The 16,755-nt window shown below is 42.0% G+C and carries 17 protein-coding genes and 1 tRNA gene; 4 read left to right on the forward strand and 14 right to left on the reverse strand.

Annotated features, from left to right (window positions below; all coding sequences use genetic code 11):
• Window positions 1-231: 231 nt before the first annotated feature.
• The 5 genes from MK409_RS04610 to MK409_RS04630 form a co-directional block, all read right to left on the reverse strand.
• A tRNA-Leu gene (locus MK409_RS04610) sits at window positions 232-317 on the reverse strand.
• An 80-nt stretch (window positions 318-397) separates the two neighbouring features.
• Window positions 398-973, reverse strand: coding sequence for a cysteine hydrolase family protein (locus tag MK409_RS04615; RefSeq protein ID WP_001029655.1), 576 nt, complete (start codon window positions 971-973; stop codon window positions 398-400).
• A complete protein-coding gene (gene codY / locus MK409_RS04620; protein ID WP_000940728.1) occupies window positions 973-1,761 on the reverse strand; it encodes a GTP-sensing pleiotropic transcriptional regulator CodY in 789 nt (262 codons plus the stop codon). The genes MK409_RS04615 and codY overlap by 1 nt, the downstream gene beginning before the upstream one ends.
• Window positions 1,762-2,043: 282 nt before the next feature.
• Window positions 2,044-3,621 (reverse strand): DEAD/DEAH box helicase, encoded by a 1,578-nt coding sequence (locus MK409_RS04625; protein WP_000671068.1) that lies wholly within the window; start codon window positions 3,619-3,621, stop codon window positions 2,044-2,046.
• Window positions 3,622-3,814: 193 nt separating this feature from the next.
• Window positions 3,815-5,041: an OFA family MFS transporter gene (locus MK409_RS04630; protein WP_268705486.1), complete on the reverse strand. Its 1,227-nt coding sequence runs from the start codon at window positions 5,039-5,041 to the stop codon at window positions 3,815-3,817.
• Window positions 5,042-5,233: 192 nt separating this feature from the next.
• Here MK409_RS04630 and MK409_RS04635 point away from each other — a divergent pair, with 192 nt between their 5' ends.
• The 4 genes from MK409_RS04635 (at window position 5,234) to MK409_RS04650 (ending at window position 9,984) form a co-directional block, all read left to right on the forward strand.
• Complete coding sequence (locus MK409_RS04635; protein ID WP_268705487.1) at window positions 5,234-6,550, forward strand: FAD-containing oxidoreductase; 1,317 nt, start codon at window positions 5,234-5,236, stop codon at window positions 6,548-6,550.
• A gap of 98 nt (window positions 6,551-6,648) precedes the next feature.
• Window positions 6,649-7,992: a lipid II isoglutaminyl synthase subunit MurT gene (gene murT / locus MK409_RS04640; protein WP_000770020.1), complete on the forward strand. Its 1,344-nt coding sequence runs from the start codon at window positions 6,649-6,651 to the stop codon at window positions 7,990-7,992.
• On the forward strand, window positions 7,992-8,774 hold the full coding sequence (gene gatD / locus MK409_RS04645) for a lipid II isoglutaminyl synthase subunit GatD (protein ID WP_268705488.1): 783 nt from the start codon (window positions 7,992-7,994) through the stop codon (window positions 8,772-8,774). Before murT ends, gatD begins: the two co-directional genes overlap by 1 nt.
• Window positions 8,775-8,901: 127 nt before the next feature.
• Window positions 8,902-9,984 carry a M24 family metallopeptidase gene (locus tag MK409_RS04650; protein ID WP_000040900.1) on the forward strand — a complete coding sequence of 361 codons (1,083 nt, stop codon included), beginning with the start codon at window positions 8,902-8,904 and terminating at the stop codon, window positions 9,982-9,984.
• A 40-nt stretch (window positions 9,985-10,024) separates the two neighbouring features.
• Here MK409_RS04650 and MK409_RS04655 read toward each other — a convergent pair whose 3' ends face one another.
• From MK409_RS04655 to MK409_RS04695, 9 genes are all read right to left on the reverse strand, one after another.
• Window positions 10,025-10,486 carry an ECF transporter S component gene (locus MK409_RS04655; RefSeq protein WP_049518925.1) on the reverse strand — a complete coding sequence of 154 codons (462 nt, stop codon included), beginning with the start codon at window positions 10,484-10,486 and terminating at the stop codon, window positions 10,025-10,027.
• Entirely contained in the window at window positions 10,464-11,237 is a 774-nt protein-coding gene (locus tag MK409_RS04660; RefSeq protein ID WP_268705489.1) for a bifunctional hydroxymethylpyrimidine kinase/phosphomethylpyrimidine kinase, read from the reverse strand. Before MK409_RS04660 ends, MK409_RS04655 begins: the two co-directional genes overlap by 23 nt.
• The gene (gene truA, locus MK409_RS04665; RefSeq protein WP_268705490.1) at window positions 11,227-11,976 is read right to left on the reverse strand and encodes a tRNA pseudouridine(38-40) synthase TruA; all 750 of its coding nucleotides are present in this window, start codon (window positions 11,974-11,976) and stop codon (window positions 11,227-11,229) included. The genes MK409_RS04660 and truA overlap by 11 nt, the downstream gene beginning before the upstream one ends.
• A 97-nt stretch (window positions 11,977-12,073) precedes the next feature.
• The gene (locus tag MK409_RS04670) at window positions 12,074-13,225 is read right to left on the reverse strand and encodes an MFS transporter (protein WP_076984396.1); all 1,152 of its coding nucleotides are present in this window, start codon (window positions 13,223-13,225) and stop codon (window positions 12,074-12,076) included.
• A 112-nt stretch (window positions 13,226-13,337) separates the two neighbouring features.
• On the reverse strand, window positions 13,338-13,961 hold the full coding sequence (locus tag MK409_RS04675) for a Pr6Pr family membrane protein (protein WP_095726192.1): 624 nt from the start codon (window positions 13,959-13,961) through the stop codon (window positions 13,338-13,340).
• Window positions 13,962-13,963: 2 nt separating this feature from the next.
• Window positions 13,964-14,302, reverse strand: coding sequence for a zinc ribbon domain-containing protein YjdM (locus MK409_RS04680; protein ID WP_001061600.1), 339 nt, complete (start codon window positions 14,300-14,302; stop codon window positions 13,964-13,966).
• A gap of 209 nt (window positions 14,303-14,511) precedes the next feature.
• A complete protein-coding gene (locus MK409_RS04685; protein WP_125848366.1) occupies window positions 14,512-15,030 on the reverse strand; it encodes a Dps family protein in 519 nt (172 codons plus the stop codon).
• Between the two features lie 188 nt (window positions 15,031-15,218).
• On the reverse strand, window positions 15,219-15,977 hold the full coding sequence (gene tpiA / locus MK409_RS04690; protein WP_125449200.1) for a triose-phosphate isomerase: 759 nt from the start codon (window positions 15,975-15,977) through the stop codon (window positions 15,219-15,221).
• Between the two features lie 96 nt (window positions 15,978-16,073).
• The gene (locus MK409_RS04695) at window positions 16,074-16,751 is read right to left on the reverse strand and encodes a DnaD domain-containing protein (RefSeq protein WP_268705491.1); all 678 of its coding nucleotides are present in this window, start codon (window positions 16,749-16,751) and stop codon (window positions 16,074-16,076) included.
• Window positions 16,752-16,755: the final 4 nt, after the last annotated feature.

The following is a 16,755-nucleotide window of genomic DNA, read 5'->3' on the forward strand; positions in this document are numbered from 1 at the left end:
ATTGCCTATGCTCTCTTAAACACTCCAGAGGGTTCAGTAAGGGGGTCACACGATTTTTCTCACTATAACATTCGACACACATGATTTGACATTCCTTTCTCTCACCCTTAGTATAGCAAGCTTTCTCATAAAAAGACAGTTCTTGATACCAATCTCTTCCGATAGTCGAACTGCAGCTCTAGCCCTCCTTGAAAAAACAAAAAGAGCTAGCCAAAGCTAACTCTTACCCTATGCGGAGAGAGGGACTTGAACCCTCACGACCTAAAGCGGTCACAGGATCCTTAGTCCTGCGCGTCTGCCAATTCCGCCATCCCCGCGTCGATTACTTTACTAGTATATCAACTTTCAAAATCTTTGTCAACACTTTTTTCAGATTTTTTTCATTTTTCCAAGGGAATCATTCTTTAATTTCAGACAGATTTTCATCTAGCAATTTAGCTCCCAGAGTGTTCTTAAAATGTCCTAGAGCAAACTGATGATTTTCTGGCCAGATAGAGGCAACCGCAGGTTTGACAACTTCAATGTCATAACCTAAATTGTAGGCATCAATAGCCGTATGAAGGACACAAATATCGGTCAGAACCCCTGTCAAGATAACTGTAGTAACCCGACGTTCTCGCAGGCGAATATCGAGATCCGTTCCTGAAAATGCTGAATAGTGACGTTTGTCCATCCAAAAGACGCGACTATCGTCCTTATTTTCCGCATAGAAATCAGCTAGGGGGCCATAGAGGTTACGGCCACTAGTCCCAATGATGTTGTGCGGTGGAAAGAGTTTACTTTCCGGGTGGAAGGTATCCTTCTCCTCATGAGCATCAATAGTGAAGAAGACATAGTCTCCTCGATCAAAAGCCAGTCTAGTTACTTGATTGATTGCCTCTGATATAGCTTGAGCTGGCACTCCAGCAGTTAGCTTTCCATGGTCTGCTACGAAATCCTCTGTATAGTCAATCGAGATTAAAGCCTTTGCCATTAGTAGTCCCTCTTTTTCACTTCCTCAAAAATATCACCAATTAGAACTTTGAGATAAGTCCCCTTCATTCCTAATGAGCGACTCTCAATAATTCCCGCAGACTCCAATTTACGAAGCGCATTGACAATCACTGAACGTGTAATGCCAATACGGTCTGCAATAACAGACGCAGTCAGCTGTCCTTCATTTCCATCCAGCTCAGCTAAAATAGCTGAAACGGCACGAAGTTCTGAATAGGAAAGGGTATTGACCGCCATGGTAACAGCCGTACGACGGCGAATATTTTTCTCATCTTCTTCACGTTGGAAGTTCAAGAGTTGAATCCCTACCACCGTGCTCGCAATCTCAACAAGAATCAAATCCTCATCTTCAAATTTCTTATCATTGCGCCAAATAATCAAGGAACCTAGGCGAATCCCTGATACATGAATCGGAGCAATGGTTGTCAAGCCATCTGGAAAATCAGAGCGACTTTCGACTGGGAAGATACTCAAATCATGATCTACAGTAAGATTAGCTTCTGTATCGTAAATCATGTTTGCCCCTTGCACATAGTCCTCTGGGAAAATCTTAGTTTGGAAAAACTGCTCTACTCGATCTGTATTTGTCTTGTAACGCATGAAATAGCCCAAGAGACGTCCCTTACTATTCACAATACAAGCGTTACAATCAATGATATCTGCCAACTGGCGTGTAATCGCATTGTAGGGAAGTTCATCTTGAAGTTGTTCCTCTGAGCGTTTCAAGATGGAAGTAATTTTTCTTGTTTTTTCTAATAAATGTGCCATTTTTTACCTCGCATTTAATCGCTATCATTATAACATAAAGAGCCTGAATTTTCAATTATTATCTGAAAATTGCTTATTTAATTGCAATTTTGAACAGCAAAAATATTTTAGAAAAAAAGCAATTTTTTATTGACATCCTATTTTGTTTTTGATATTATAACATTATAAGAAGATGACATGATAAATCCCTTTCCGTTTCACCTATCCTTTACTATCAACCATCTTCTTTTACCCTTGGTCTCCTTATATATAAAAGCGATTCACCCAGTGAATCGCTTTTTCCTATTTGTCTCCCTTGTTACGAATAACAAAGCCTGTTTTCTTTTCGCTTGAAGTGTTGCGAGGTTTTTTATTGTCTTTATTACGGTAACGTCTGTCTTTATCAAAGCGGTCGTTTCCACGACTACCTTTCTTGAACTCATCGCGACGACCATTGCCACGGCGATCACGGTCTCGACGGTCGTCTCCACGATGACCTCCTCGACCTCCCTTAGATTTGCCACCGAAGCCATTACCTGATGGTTTAAATGGCAATGGTTTTTCACGTGCAATCTCCACTTCTGGAAGGCTATCAGGATCTTGGACAGTCAGACTCAAGATATACATAGCCAATTCTTCAGGACTAAATTCAGCCGCTAATTTACGAGCGTCTTTAGCAAATTTCTCAAAGTTGGAACGAATTTCTTCATTTGCGAAATCACGTTCGATTTTCTTGAGCGCCACTTGCTTTTTAGCTTGGAAGGCTTCCTCTGCACTTGCAGGTTTAAGGCCTTTCATGCGCTTCTTGGTCAAGTTTTCGATGATTTGGAGATAGCCCATTTCATTTGGAGCTACGAAGGTAATGGATTGACCTGACTTACCAGCACGACCTGTACGACCGATACGGTGAACATAACTTTCAGGATCTTGTGGAATATCGTAGTTGTAGACATGAGTCACTCCTGAAATGTCCAAACCACGGGCTGCCACGTCAGTCGCTACCAGAACATCTAGATTGCCATTTTTAAAATCCCGAAGGACACGAAGACGTTTGTTTTGGTCCAAATCACCATGAATCCCTTCTGCACGAAAGCCACGGATTTTAAGACCACGAGTCAATTCATCTACACGGCGTTTGGTACGACCAAATACGATAGCAAGCTCTGGTTGTTCCACATCCATGAGACGCGTCATAGTATCAAATTTTTCTTGTTCCTTGACACGGATATAATACTGGTCCACCAGCTCTGTTGTCAATTCCTTTGCAGCAATCTTCACATGCTCAGGTTCTTTCATAAACTGAACACCGATACGTTTGATGGCTTCAGGCATGGTTGCTGAAAAGAGCAAGGTTTGACGACTTTCAGGGACACGCGAGATAATAGCTTCGATGTCTTCAAGGAAGCCCATATTGAGCATTTCATCCGCTTCATCAAGGATGAGGGTTTCAATATCATGCAATTTCAAAGCCTTGCGTTTAATCAAGTCCAAAAGACGGCCTGGTGTTCCTACCACGATATGGGCACCAGATTTAAGGGCCTTGATTTGTTTCTCGATGCTTGAACCACCATAAACTGAGCGAACTTTCACTCCCTTGCTACGGCCAAATCGGAAGAGTTCCTCTTGGCTTTGAACAGCGAGTTCACGAGTTGGAGCGATGACCAAGGCTTGGATAGTTGCTTCTTCTGTACGGATTTTTTCAAGGGTTGGCAAGCCAAAGGCTGCGGTTTTCCCTGTACCAGTCTGAGCTTGACCGATAACGTCTTTTCCTTCGAGAGCCAAGGGAATAGTTTGCTCTTGGATAGGACTTGCTTCTACAAATCCAGCTTTTTCAATCTCTGCTAGCAAATCAGCAGACAAGTTAAATTCATTAAATTTCACGTTTTTCTTCTTTCTAAAGATGGTGCGAAGCCATCCTATAGCGCTTAGTATATACTTTTCTTTTCATGACGTATCTTCTTCAAACGAGATACCGTGTTGCTTCTTTTCCACGAAAGAAAAGTATGAGTTTCTTTGCAACCTATCTAGTATAACACAAGAGCGGGGCAAAAGATAGTAGAATCCTTAAGGAAAATCATGTAAGCGGTTTTTGGATTTCCTTTTTGATTGAACGCCCTAGATAATAAGACAAAGCCAAGGCTATACTATATAAAATGAGAAAAACGAACAAGGTTTGTGTGTAAGAATGAGCTATTTTATAAGTCTCTGCTAATAAAATAGGCCCTGCTAAACCAGCCATTGCCCAAGCTGTTAAAATATATCCATGCAGAGCTGCCAATTCCTTGGTTCCAAAAATATCACTGAGATAAGCCGGAATCAATGAAAAACCAGCTCCATAGCAAGTCATCAAAATAGACATAGCGACTACAAATAAAACGGAATCCGTAAAGAGCCAAAGTGAGAGAGAAAAGAAAAGATTGACAAGCAGTAATATACTAAAGGTTAGAGGGCGACCGATATAGTCAGATAAACTCGCCCAGAGCAAACGACCAAACCCATTGAAAATCCCTAAAACGCCCACCATTACTGCTGCATGACTTGTAGACAAGCCAGCCATCTCCTGTGCCATTGGCGATGCCGCTGAAATTAAGCCTAAACCACAAGCTATGTTGATAAAGAAAATAATCCAAAGTATATAAAACCGATTACTTTTCAGGGCCTGATTCGCAGCCATTCCTTGCGTCAAAGAGGCTGTTTTTTCTTTCCCTGAAACAGATAAAATTGCAAGCTCTTGCTCATTTGGACGCTTAATGAATTGTGAAGCTAGGAGCATGATAATAAAGTAACTTGCACCTAAAATATAAAAAGTTTCTACAAGCCCTACCCCTGCGATGAGATGTTGCGCTATGGGACTAGTCAATAAAGAAGCAAAACCAAACCCCATAATCGCTAAACCTGTTGCGAGACCACGTTTATCAGGAAACCATTTTATAATCGTTGACACAGGGGTAATATAGCCTGCTCCCAAACCAAGCCCACCTAAAATGCCATAAGCGAGATACAACAACCACAGCTCCTGCCGATCTATTGCAAATCCTGTTAAGATATTTCCACCTGCGTATAGAAAAGCAGATAGACTCCCCATGACTCTCGGACCAAATTTTTCTACCAAACGCCCCATAAATGCAGCCGATAATCCCAAACAAAAGATTGCTAGACTGAAGGCAAAGGCAACAGAAGCCTGATCCCATCCCGTTATTTCAATAATAGGGTTGCGATAAACACTCCAAGCATAAGTCGAACCCAGCATTAAGTGTAAAATGACCCCAGCAAAGGCAATAATATAACGATTCGATTTCATAACCCCCCCTATTTTCGAACATTTATTCTATTTTATATAAAAATAGATAGGATTTTAGTTTATCAAGCTTGTCAAAAAATTACTAGTTTTTTGTCTGGAAAGCGTTTTTATCTTTTTCTGTCTTTTTCGTAGCAGAATTGTGCAAAAGTTTTTTTCTTGTGCTAGAATGAAATTCGAATAGGAGGACTATAAATGTTAACATATGATTTAATCGTTATTGGATTTGGTAAAGCTGGGAAAACACTGGCTGGTAAACTAGCTTCAGCTGGCAAAAAAGTTGCCCTGGTTGAACGTAGCAAAGCTATGTACGGTGGAACTTGTATCAACATCGGTTGTATCCCAACTAAGACCTTATTAGTTGCTGCTGAGAAAGACTTGTCTTTTGAAGAAGTCATTGCTACCAAAAATACCATCACTAGTCGCCTTAACGGTAAAAACTATGCTACTGTTGCGGGTACAGGGGCGGAGATCTTTGATGCGGAAGCTCACTTCCTTTCAAACAAAGTCATCGAAATCCAGGCTGGTGATGAAAAACAAGAGCTGACTGCTGAAACTATCGTTATCAACACTGGTGCTGTTTCAAACGTTTTGCCAATCCCTGGACTTGCTACAAGTAAAAACGTCTTTGACTCAACAGGTATCCAAAACTTGGACAAATTGCCTGAGAAACTTGGAGTTCTTGGTGGTGGAAACATCGGTCTTGAATTTGCAGGACTCTACAACAAACTTGGTAGCAAAGTCACAGTCCTAGATGCCTTGGATACTTTCCTACCTCGTGCAGAACCTTCCATTGCAGCTCTTGCTAAACAATACATGGAAGAAGACGGCATTGAATTGCTTCAGAACATCCGTACTACTGAAATCAAAAACGACGGTGACCAAGTTCTCGTCGTAACTGAAAATGAAACTTACCGTTTCGACGCCCTTCTCTACGCAACTGGACGTAAGCCAAACGTAGAACCACTTCAACTTGAAAATACAGATATTGAACTAACTGAGCGTGGTGCTATCAAGGTAGACAAACATTGTCAAACAAACGTTCCTGGTGTCTTTGCAGTTGGAGACGTCAACGGTGGACCTCAATTTACCTACATCTCACTTGATGACTTCCGTGTTGTCTATAGTTACCTTGCTGGAGATGGCAGCTACACACTTGAAGACCGTCTTAATGTGCCAAACACCATGTTCATCACACCAGCACTTTCACAAGTTGGTTTGACAGAAAGCCAAGCAACTGATTTGAAACTTCCATACGCTGTCAAGGAAATCCCTGTTGCTGCGATGCCTCGTGGTCATGTAAATGGCGACCTTCGAGGTGCTTTTAAAGCTGTTGTCAACACTGAAACAAAAGAAATTCTCGGTGCAACTATCTTCTCAGAAGGTTCTCAAGAAATCATTAACATCATCACTGTTGCAATGGACAACAAGATTCCTTATACTTACTTCACAAAACAAATCTTCACTCACCCAACCTTGGCTGAGAACTTGAATGACTTGTTTGCGATTTAAGTTGAGACTACATCGTATCTAACAGCCCTCATCGGGCTGTTTTTGTTTATGCGAAATCTCAAATCTGTCTTTTCTTTCTTTTATGATATAATAGAAACATGAAATTAAAAACTACTTTGGGCCTTCTTGCTGGGCGTTCTTCTCACTTTATTTTGAGTCGTCTTGGACGTGGAAGTACACTCCCTGGAAAACTTGCCCTTCAATTTGATAAAGATATTTTACAAAATCTAGCTAAGAACTACGAGATTGTCGTGGTCACTGGAACCAATGGGAAAACCCTGACAACTGCCCTCACTGTCGGCATTTTAAAAGAAGTCTATGGTCAGGTTCTGACCAATCCAAGCGGTGCCAATATGATCACAGGGATTACGACAACCTTCTTGACGGCCAATTCCTCTAAAACTGGGAAAAACATTGCCGTTCTAGAAATTGACGAGGCCAGTCTATCTCGTATCTGTGACTACATCCATCCTAGCCTTTTTGTCATTACTAATATTTTCCGTGACCAGATGGACCGCTATGGTGAGATTTACACAACTTATAACATGATTTTGGATGCCATTCGTAAGGTGCCTACGGCTACTGTTCTCCTCAATGGTGACAGTCCACTTTTCTACAAGCCAGCTATTCCAAATCCAGTTCAGTATTTTGGTTTTGACTTGGAAAAAGGACCAGCCCAACTAGCTCACTACAATACCGAAGGAATCCTCTGTCCTGACTGCCAAGGTATCCTCAAATACGAACACAATACCTATGCCAACTTGGGTGCCTATATCTGCGAAAATTGTAGCTGCAAACGACCTGACTTGGACTACCGTCTGACAGAATTGGTTGAGTTAACCAACAATCGCTCTCGTTTTGTCATTGACGGACAAGAATACGGAATCCAAATCGGTGGACTTTACAACATCTACAATGCCCTTGCTGCGGTTGCCATTGCTCGCTTCCTCGGTGCAGATTCACAGCGGATCAAACAAGGATTTGACAAGAGTCGTGCAGTCTTTGGTCGTCAGGAAACCTTCCATATCGGCGACAAGGAATGTACTCTCGTCTTGATTAAGAATCCAGTCGGTGCAACTCAGGCTATCGAGATGATTAAACTAGCTCCTTATCCATTTAGCCTATCTGTCCTTCTCAACGCCAACTATGCAGATGGAATAGATACCAGCTGGATCTGGGATGCGGACTTTGAACAAATCACTGACATGGACATTCCTGAAATCAACGCTGGTGGTGTTCGTCATTCTGAAATCGCGCGTCGTCTACGGGTGACAGGATACCCAGCTGATAAAATCACTGAAACAAGCAATCTGGAGCAAGTTCTCAAAACCATTGAGAACCAAGACTGCAAACATGCCTATATCCTGGCTACCTATACTGCTATGCTGGAATTCCGCGAACTGCTGGCTAGTCGTCAGATTGTTAGAAAGGAGATGAACTAATGGTTTATACTTCACTTTCCTCAAAAGCTGGCAACTACCCTTATCGGCTCAACATTGCCCACCTCTATGGAAACCTCATGAATACCTATGGAGACAATGGAAACATCCTTATGCTCAAGTATGTGGCTGAAAAACTGGGAGCTCATGTGACGGTTGACATCGTTTCTCTCCATGATGACTTTGATGAAAACCACTATGATATCGCCTTTTTCGGTGGCGGTCAAGACTTTGAACAAAGCATCATCGCTGGCGATCTTCCTGCTAAAAAAGAGAGCATTGACAACTACATCCAAAACGATGGTGTTGTTCTAGCCATCTGCGGTGGTTTCCAACTATTGGGTCAATATTATGTTGAAGCTTCAGGCAAGCGCATCGAAGGTCTAGGGGTCATGGGCCACTATACCCTCAACCAGACCAATAACCGCTTTATCGGTGACATCAAGATTCACAATGAAGATTTCAATGAAACCTACTATGGATTTGAAAATCACCAGGGCCGTACCTTCCTCTCAGATGACCAAAAACCGCTGGGTCAGGTTGTCTATGGAAATGGAAATAACGAAGAAAAGATCGGCGAAGGGGTTCATTATAAGAATGTCTTTGGTTCCTACTTCCACGGACCTATCCTCTCTCGTAATGCCAAACTAGCTTATCGCCTGGTCACTACTGCTCTTAAGAAGAAATACGGTCAGGATATCCAACTCCCTGCCTATGAGGACATCCTCAGTCAAGAAATCGCTGAAGAATACAGCGACGTCAAAAGCAAGGCTGACTTTTCTTAAACCAAGGAAAACCATATCAAAGAACTCCGCTATCTTGTCGGGGTTCTTTTTGCCTGTTCTTTTACCCTTCTCCCTTGCATTTTCTCTCTTTTTTTGCCAAAATAGAGGGGTAGAAAGAAGGTAGCATATGTCTAAATTACAACAAATCCTAACATATCTTGAATCAGAAAAACTAGACGTCGCTGTCGTATCTGACCCCGTCACTATTAATTACCTCACTGGCTTTTACAGTGATCCCCATGAACGCCAAATGTTCCTCTTTGTTCTAGCAGATCAGGAACCTCTACTCTTTGTCCCAGCCCTTGAGGTTGAGCGTGCAAGCAGCACTGTCTCTTTCCCAGTTGTGGGCTATGTGGACTCTGAAAACCCTTGGAAGAAAATCCAAAATGCCTTGCCACAGTTAGACTTCAGACGTGTGGCAGTCGAGTTTGACAATCTCATCTTAACCAAATACCATGGTTTGAAAACAGTTTTTGAAACTGCTGAGTTTGAAAACCTCACTCCTCGCATCCAACGCATGCGCCTCATCAAATCAGCTGACGAGGTCCAAAAAATGATGGTTGCAGGGCTCTATGCTGATAAAGCTGTAAAAGTTGGTTTTGACAATATTTCTCTTGATAAGACTGAGACAGATATCATTGCCCAAATCGACTTTGCTATGAAGCGTGAAGGTTATGAAATGAGCTTTGATACCATGGTCTTGACTGGTGATAACGCTGCAAATCCTCACGGAATCCCTGGAGCGAACAAGGTCGAAAATAACGCTCTTCTCCTCTTTGACTTAGGTGTCATGGTTAATGGCTACGCCTCAGACATGACTCGTACAGTAGCTGTCGGCAAACCAGACCAATTCAAGCAGGATATTTATAACTTGACTCTAGAAGCCCAACAAGCTGCCCTTGACTTCATCAAGCCAGGTGTGACTGCTCATGAAGTAGACCGCGCCGCACGTGAAGTCATCGAAAAAGCCGGTTATGGCGAGTACTTCAACCACCGTCTCGGTCACGGTATCGGTATGGATGTCCACGAATTCCCTTCTATCATGGAAGGAAACGACATGGTCATCGAAGAAGGCATGTGCTTCTCTGTTGAACCAGGTATCTATATCCCTGGTAAAGTCGGTGTTCGTATCGAAGACTGCGGTGTCGTCACTAAGGATGGCTTTGACCTCTTTACAAGCACCAGCAAAGATTTGCTTTATTTTGATTAAATATAGACAAGCAAAAAGTCAGCTATTGAAGCTGACTTTTTTATTTTATCTTCTTGACGCTCTGAAAGACCACAAATCCCACAATCATCCCCAAGGTATTTTGCAGGAAGTTTGGAAGAATTTCTGGTAAGGCTGCTGACCAGCCATTCATTAGGGTTGAGCCCAGAGCGTAGCCACTTACCATGACGATAGTAGCTAAGACTAGGCCCAGCCATTGCCATTTCCCTTTAAAACCTGCAAAATAACCTTGCAAGCCATGATTTATCAAGCTAAAGAACATCCACTGTGGATAGCCTGATAGAAGGTCAATTAGGAATCCTGCTAGTCCTCCAACGACAGCTCCTTCTTTACTGCCAAAGTAAAAGGCAGTAAAGAAAATACCTGCATCCAAGAGAGTCAATATTCCTGTTGGCGTTCCAATTTTCAAGTAATAACCTAGGACTACTGAAAGGGCGGTTAAGAGGGATACAAGGGCGATTTTAGTTGTTTTGGTTTGCTTCATATTGTCTTACTCCATATTGATCTGCTTGTGCAATAGCACGGTAAACGAAAGCTTTCGAGCTCTCTACTGCTGGTAAAAGTTCATCACCTTTAACCAAGTGACTGGCAATGCTTGAGGCAAAGGTACAACCTGCACCAGCATTTTGTCCTTGAATGACTGGGTTTTCTAGAACAGTGAAAGTTTGTCCATCATAAAAAACATCCACAGCCTTATCCTGACTGAGGCGATTGCCTCCCTTGATAATGACTGCTAGCGCTCCTAAATCATGCAATTTCTGCGCTGCAGCTTTCATGTCTTCCAATGTTTTAATTTCCTGACCAGCCAACAATTCTGCTTCAGGAAGATTTGGCGTAATCACACTGACATGAGGGAAAAAACGAATCAACTCTTGACAGAGTTCACTAACAGCCACGTCGTGCGTTTCCTTGCAGACCAAAACGGGGTCCAATACCACAGGCACTCCTGGACGTTGCTTGATAAAGTCCAAGGCCTTCTCAGCCACACTGACAGTAGGAAGAAGGCCAATCTTAATCCCTGCAAACTCGACATCACGCAAGCTATCCAATTCATGTTGAAAAATGGCATCGTCAGTCGGAAAGACTTCAAACCCCTTTTCTGTCAAGGCTGTCAAACAAGTCACTGCTACAAAACCATGCAAGCCGTTTAAGGTATAGGTCGCCAAATCAGCTGACAAACCACCACCACTAAAAATATCATTCCCAGAAAGGGATAAAATACGATTATTCTTCATAACGAATCTCCTTTAAATACAAGCCATTTGGTGCCGCCGTTGGACCCGCAAGTTGCCTGTCCTTCTTCTCTAAGATGAGGTCAATCTGCTCAACTGGCATCCGATTATTTCCGATTTTGAGCAACGTCCCCACCATATTGCGAATCTGCTTATACAAGAAGCCATTTCCTGAAAAGCTAAAGGTCAAAAATTGGCCTGTCTCATCAACACTAAGACTAGCTTCTGTAATGGTCCGAACCTTGTCCTCTACACTGGTTCCAGATGCTGTAAAACCGGTGAAATCATGGGTTCCTTCTAATTTCTTGACAGCCTCTTGCATCCGCTCTACATCGAGGGGATAGGGAAAGTGAGTAGCATAGTGACGGCGCATCGGATTTTTAGGACGACCCCTATCTACTATAAACTCATAGGTCTTGCTATGTTTTGCATAACGGCAATGAAAATCATCCGCCACAATCTCAATCGAAATCACATCGATATCTTCTGGAGACTGGGTATCCAGAGCAAAACGGAGTTTTTCCTCATCCATCTGATAGGGCAGATCAAAATGAATGACCTGTCCCAGAGCATGGACCCCACTATCCGTCCTACCAGCACCATGAACAGCGATGGCTTGCCCCTTATTGAGTCTTATTAAGGTTTTCTCAATTTCCTCTTGCACGCTCCGCGCATAAGGCTGGCGCTGAAAACCAGCAAAGGCATAACCATCATAGGAAATAGTTGCTTTATATCTTGTCATAACTTCTATTTTATCAGGAAATAAAAGTGTAAACAAGTTTAAAAACCAATAATTGTCTGGGTACAAATTTCAAAAAGAAAAACTTAGGAAATTAATCCTAAGCTCTCTTTTGAAGTGCGTACATAACAAAGATAGAAGTGACAATCAACCAGCAGCCTAGAATGGTGAAGACCAACATACCGTTTTGAGTCACCAAGCCAATCGCCCCAAGAATGAAAGGTGTCGTAAAGGCTCCAAAGCTGCATCCTAGCACTGCAAAAGATGTTGCTTGATTAAGGAGCTTAGCTGGGATTCTTTCAGAAAGAAGCTGAAAGACAGTGGTCAAGGCCACACTATAAGAAAAACCTGCCACAACACTTCCAACCACCATCACACCCAATGACGGAGATAAGGCAATCACAATCTGCCCCAATCCAAAGGTAATACCTGACCAAAGGAGCAACCTTTCTTTAAACAGAGAGATAAAGAAAGAAAAACTCACACCTGCCAAGATACCAATCAACTGCATGATACTTAAAACCAAGCTCGATAACTGGGCATCCCCTAGACCTCTTTCCACCATCAGACTAGGAATACGAATGGTGATAGCTGTGTTGGTGCAGACAACAACTGCTGCTTCGACAGCTAATAGAAAAATTAATCCTTTCATCTTTCCTGTCAAACGAGTCGTTTCGGCCTCTTTTTTCTTTGTTTCTTTCTTTTCTTTCCCATAAGGGACAAAGAGCAGATAAAGAATCAATACTAAAAATCCCGCACTGTAGGCCAAGAAGGTCACTGTCCATCCCAAGGATAAGAGTTGACCTACCACTAGAGTCAAAATCGATGCCCCGACAACTTCTGCTGATCCGCGAAGACCCAACATCTGGATCCGTGTCTTTCCATGATAGCGTTCGCTAATGATGGAAATGGCCTTGGCATTAATCATTCCAACACCCAAGCCAAATAAAATCCGCATCGCAAAGACAAAGTTGTACTCCTGATACCAGAAAGGGGCAGTTCCACCGATAGAAAGGATGAGAAGTCCTAGACTAATCTGAAGTCGCTCAGGAAATAACCGCTCCAAAAACCCATTTAAAACCAGCATAATCATAATTCCAAAAGAAGGAAGACTGACCAGGAGCTCGATTTGTTCTTTGGGATAGCCTTGATAGTAGTCAAACATGGCTGGCAGAGCACTTGAGATGGAGAAGGAGGTAATCAAAACGAGGGAGAGGGCCAAAATACTAGCCCGTTCTAAATATTGTTTCATGAATTTTCTTTCTGTATATTTCTCACTGTTGATCCTTTTAAAAGGAAGATGGCAAGAAAAGAAGGAGCCCGATTGAACTAGAGACTCCGTCCTAACTTTCCTAATAGGAAGACTATTTTCGCTTGATTTGCTTGATCAGATAGAAGATGAAGCCTGCAACCATATAGGCCGCAAAAATGATCAAACACCATTTGATAACCACGTCCCAACCCTTGTTCACATTTAAAAAGAAATAAGGGAAGGGATTGTCCTTGGAATTCGGAATATTGAGTTTTAAGACCAAGCCATTAAACAAGGCAAAAATCATATAAATCAAGGGCAAGATGGTCCACAAGACTGGATCCCAGATCTTGTATTGACCACGTTTATCGAAGAAGAGGGTGTCGGCTAAAAACCAGAGTGGAACGATATAGTGGCAAAGGAAATTTTCCACACGGTAAAAGTCTGTCGCGATCGGAGCAAGCATAAAATGGTAAATCACACAGGTAATCATGATACTCATGGTAACACCACCCTTGAGACGAAGCAAGGTCGGACTTTGCCAATTTTCACCTGAACGGCTCATCACACGGAGTAGATAACCCGTGAAAATCGTTACCAAAAGATTGGACAACACTGTGTAGTAAAGGAGCATACCAAAGCCACCGTGCTTGGTAATCTCCAAATAAACTCCTGTAAATGCCGCTAAAAACAAGAGCACACGACTATAAAAGATAAATTTATAATTCAGTTTCATGGCTAGATTTTCTTAACAAATTCTGACTTGAGTTTCATAGCTCCAAAACCATCAATCTTACAGTCGATGTTGTGGTCACCTTCTACGATACGGATATTTTTAACGCGAGTTCCTTGTTTCAAATCCTTTGGCGCACCTTTTACTTTCAAGTCCTTGATTAAGGTTACAGTATCGCCGTCAGCCAATTTATTTCCATTGGCATCGATAGCAACAACACCTTCTTCTACTTCTGCAACTTCTGCAGGATTCCACTCATAGGCACACTCTGGGCAGACCAAGAGACTTCCGTCTTCGTAGACATATTCTGAATTACATTTTGGGCAATTTGGTAAGTTGTTCATAAGTCCTCCTTAAACTAACAATTATTCTTTAAAATTCATATGTTATTGAACAGCAACTATTATACCGTAAAATCCTACTTTTGACAATGTGTCCTAAGTCCAGCAGACAAAAAAATCATGCAACTTTTTACAGTTACATGACTTTTAAAAGATGATTGGTCATGGGCACTTATCAGGCACCTCATGATAAAAGGGGTAGCAACTATATCTTACAAACCAGGAGCTTGTCCAAGTTCTGCTGTAAGCATCCAAACTGTTTTCTCAAGTTCAGCCTTAGCACCAACAAAGATATCGTTTGTAACATCATCACCTTCTTCGTCAGTTACATCCAAAGCTTTTTGGAAAAGAGTGATGAGGTAGCGATAAATTGCTAGAACACGTTCCAAGCTTTCTTCAACGTTACGGAATTCTCCTTCTTCTTCTTCGATTTCACTGTGTTGAAGGAACTCTGTCAAAGTTGAGTAAGGTTTGCCACCAAGAGTAATCAAACGTTCACTGATTTCGTCAAGATAGCCATCAAGGCTGTCCATGTATTCATCCATTTTTGGATGCCATACGAGGAAACCACGACCACGCATATACCAGTGTACTTGGTGAAGGGCAATGTGAGCCACATACAAGTCCGCTACTGCTTGGTTCAATACTTCCTTTGTTTTTGCCAATGCTACTGGCGCTGTTTTAGATAATGTTGTAACGTCTTTTAATGCATCTTTTTTCAATTCTACCATTTTTCTCACCTCATAATATTATTTTTGCAACCATATTTATTGATTACTATCTCAGTATACTACACCTAGTAGACAAAAGCAAGAAAATTAACCCATATTAAAAAAGTTGTAATAGACTGATAATTTAAGAAAAATTTACAGCATCTATAAAAAAGACAGTCTTAGAAGACTGTCTGGAATAACTTAGATTATTTTACAAAGTCAAGCAATGCCAAGAAGCTTTCAGCTTCAAGTGACGCACCACCAACAAGGGCACCGTCAACGTCTGGGCAAGCCATGTATGAAGCAACGTTCTCAGGTTTAACTGAACCACCGTATTGAACACGAACTTTGTCCGCAACTTCTTGACCAAAGTCAGCAGCTACAACGTCACGAACAACTTTACACATTTTTTGTGCATCGTCTTGTGAAGCTGATTTACCAGTACCGATAGCCCAGATTGGCTCATAAGCGATAACGGATGCAGCAACTTGCTCAGCAGTCAAGCCAGCCAAAGCAGCAGATACTTGAGCACCTACGAATTCAGCTGCTTTACCAGCTTCGTAAGTTTCAAGTGACTCCCCACAACAGATGATTGGAAGCATACCGTTTGCAAAGATTGCTTTTGCTTTTTTGTTGATATCTTCGTCAGTTTCATGGAAGTAGTCACGACGTTCTGAGTGACCGATAACAACGTAGTCTGTACCGATTTCTTTCAAAACTTGTGGGCTTGTTTCACCAGTGAAAGCACCTGCATTTTCAAAGTAGCAGTTTTGAGCAGCAACTTTAAGGTTTGAACCTTTAGCAGCAGCAAGAACAGTTGTCAAGTCAAGTGCAGGAACTGCGATACCAGCTTCAACAAGGTCTGATGAAGGAAGTTTTGAGGCAACGGCTTCAACGAATGCTTTTGCTTCTTCTGGATTTTTGTTCATTTTCCAGTTACCAGCGATAAATGGTTTACGTGACATTTCACATACCTCTTTTTTCATTTTATTTTCTATTATTTTATCATATTTATAAGGAGCTTGCAAACCTTACTCTAATTTTCAAGATTTTTCAAGCGACTAATCTTGCCACAAATTCATGGCATCGAGAAAATCAGCCGAAGCCTGAACTTGTTTGGGATTGTTGACGTCTCGCTCTGCTCGTTTGGCCTCTACCTGAGTCACAGACTGAATACCTTCATGGCGCCAGTTTCGTAGGATGGCTTGAATATATTTCCAGTTTGGCTTGCCATTGAGAACGGCCTCTCGGAGAGCTTCCTTGATCAAATCCGCCTTAACTCCGTCTTCTTTGACCGTCTTAGAAAGGTCTTCGATTTCAAATGGTGTTAATAAGCGTCCCAATTCCTGCTGAAAAGTTTCAACCAGATCCTTCAACTGATTCTGCGGGTTTGGGACTGTTGTAGCTGGAGTTTGGCTATCTAGTAAGCTATCCAAGCGTTCAAAAGCCAAACTAGCATCAAAAATCAGCTCAATTTCCCCGTTTAGTTCAATGGTTCGATATTGTAGCAAACCATTTTCAGTCAAATTCGAAATAGATTGGTTGACATCTGCCACCTCTTTCCCAATGATTTCAGCAATCTGACTAGGTGAAACATCTCCTAGGGCTGTGGTATTTTGTAAATAGAAAAATTGCCAGACCAAAAAATCTTCGCTGGAAGGAAAGAGTTCCTTAAAATGCAAGAGCAGGGCACTTGGCAAAACCAAGTTCCCTGATTTAAAAGCGTCAAAATATGTCATAATT

It is taken from the genome of Streptococcus oralis (assembly GCF_026782375.1).
GTDB classification, from domain to species: Bacteria; Bacillota; Bacilli; order Lactobacillales; family Streptococcaceae; genus Streptococcus; species Streptococcus oralis_CL.

Excerpts from the sequence above, each read along its gene's own strand:
- MK409_RS04680 (WP_001061600.1), bottom strand. The coding sequence starts at position 14,302 with ATGAACAACTTACCAAATTGCCCAAAATGTAATTCAGAATATGTCTAC.
- MK409_RS04675 (WP_095726192.1), bottom strand. The coding sequence starts at position 13,961 with ATGAAACTGAATTATAAATTTATCTTTTATAGTCGTGTGCTCTTGTTT.
- MK409_RS04650 (WP_000040900.1), top strand. The coding sequence starts at position 8,902 with ATGTCTAAATTACAACAAATCCTAACATATCTTGAATCAGAAAAACTA.
- MK409_RS04695 (WP_268705491.1), bottom strand. The coding sequence starts at position 16,751 with ATGACATATTTTGACGCTTTTAAATCAGGGAACTTGGTTTTGCCAAGT.
- MK409_RS04685 (WP_125848366.1), bottom strand. The coding sequence starts at position 15,030 with ATGGTAGAATTGAAAAAAGATGCATTAAAAGACGTTACAACATTATCT.
- codY (WP_000940728.1), bottom strand. The coding sequence starts at position 1,761 with ATGGCACATTTATTAGAAAAAACAAGAAAAATTACTTCCATCTTGAAA.
- MK409_RS04630 (WP_268705486.1), bottom strand. The coding sequence starts at position 5,041 with ATGAAATCGAATCGTTATATTATTGCCTTTGCTGGGGTCATTTTACAC.
- murT (WP_000770020.1), top strand. The coding sequence starts at position 6,649 with ATGAAATTAAAAACTACTTTGGGCCTTCTTGCTGGGCGTTCTTCTCAC.
- MK409_RS04660 (WP_268705489.1), bottom strand. The coding sequence starts at position 11,237 with ATGAAGAATAATCGTATTTTATCCCTTTCTGGGAATGATATTTTTAGT.
- truA (WP_268705490.1), bottom strand. The coding sequence starts at position 11,976 with ATGACAAGATATAAAGCAACTATTTCCTATGATGGTTATGCCTTTGCT.
- tpiA (WP_125449200.1), bottom strand. The coding sequence starts at position 15,977 with ATGTCACGTAAACCATTTATCGCTGGTAACTGGAAAATGAACAAAAAT.
- MK409_RS04635 (WP_268705487.1), top strand. The coding sequence starts at position 5,234 with ATGTTAACATATGATTTAATCGTTATTGGATTTGGTAAAGCTGGGAAA.
- MK409_RS04655 (WP_049518925.1), bottom strand. The coding sequence starts at position 10,486 with ATGAAGCAAACCAAAACAACTAAAATCGCCCTTGTATCCCTCTTAACC.
- gatD (WP_268705488.1), top strand. The coding sequence starts at position 7,992 with ATGGTTTATACTTCACTTTCCTCAAAAGCTGGCAACTACCCTTATCGG.
- MK409_RS04670 (WP_076984396.1), bottom strand. The coding sequence starts at position 13,225 with ATGAAACAATATTTAGAACGGGCTAGTATTTTGGCCCTCTCCCTCGTT.
- MK409_RS04615 (WP_001029655.1), bottom strand. The coding sequence starts at position 973 with ATGGCAAAGGCTTTAATCTCGATTGACTATACAGAGGATTTCGTAGCA.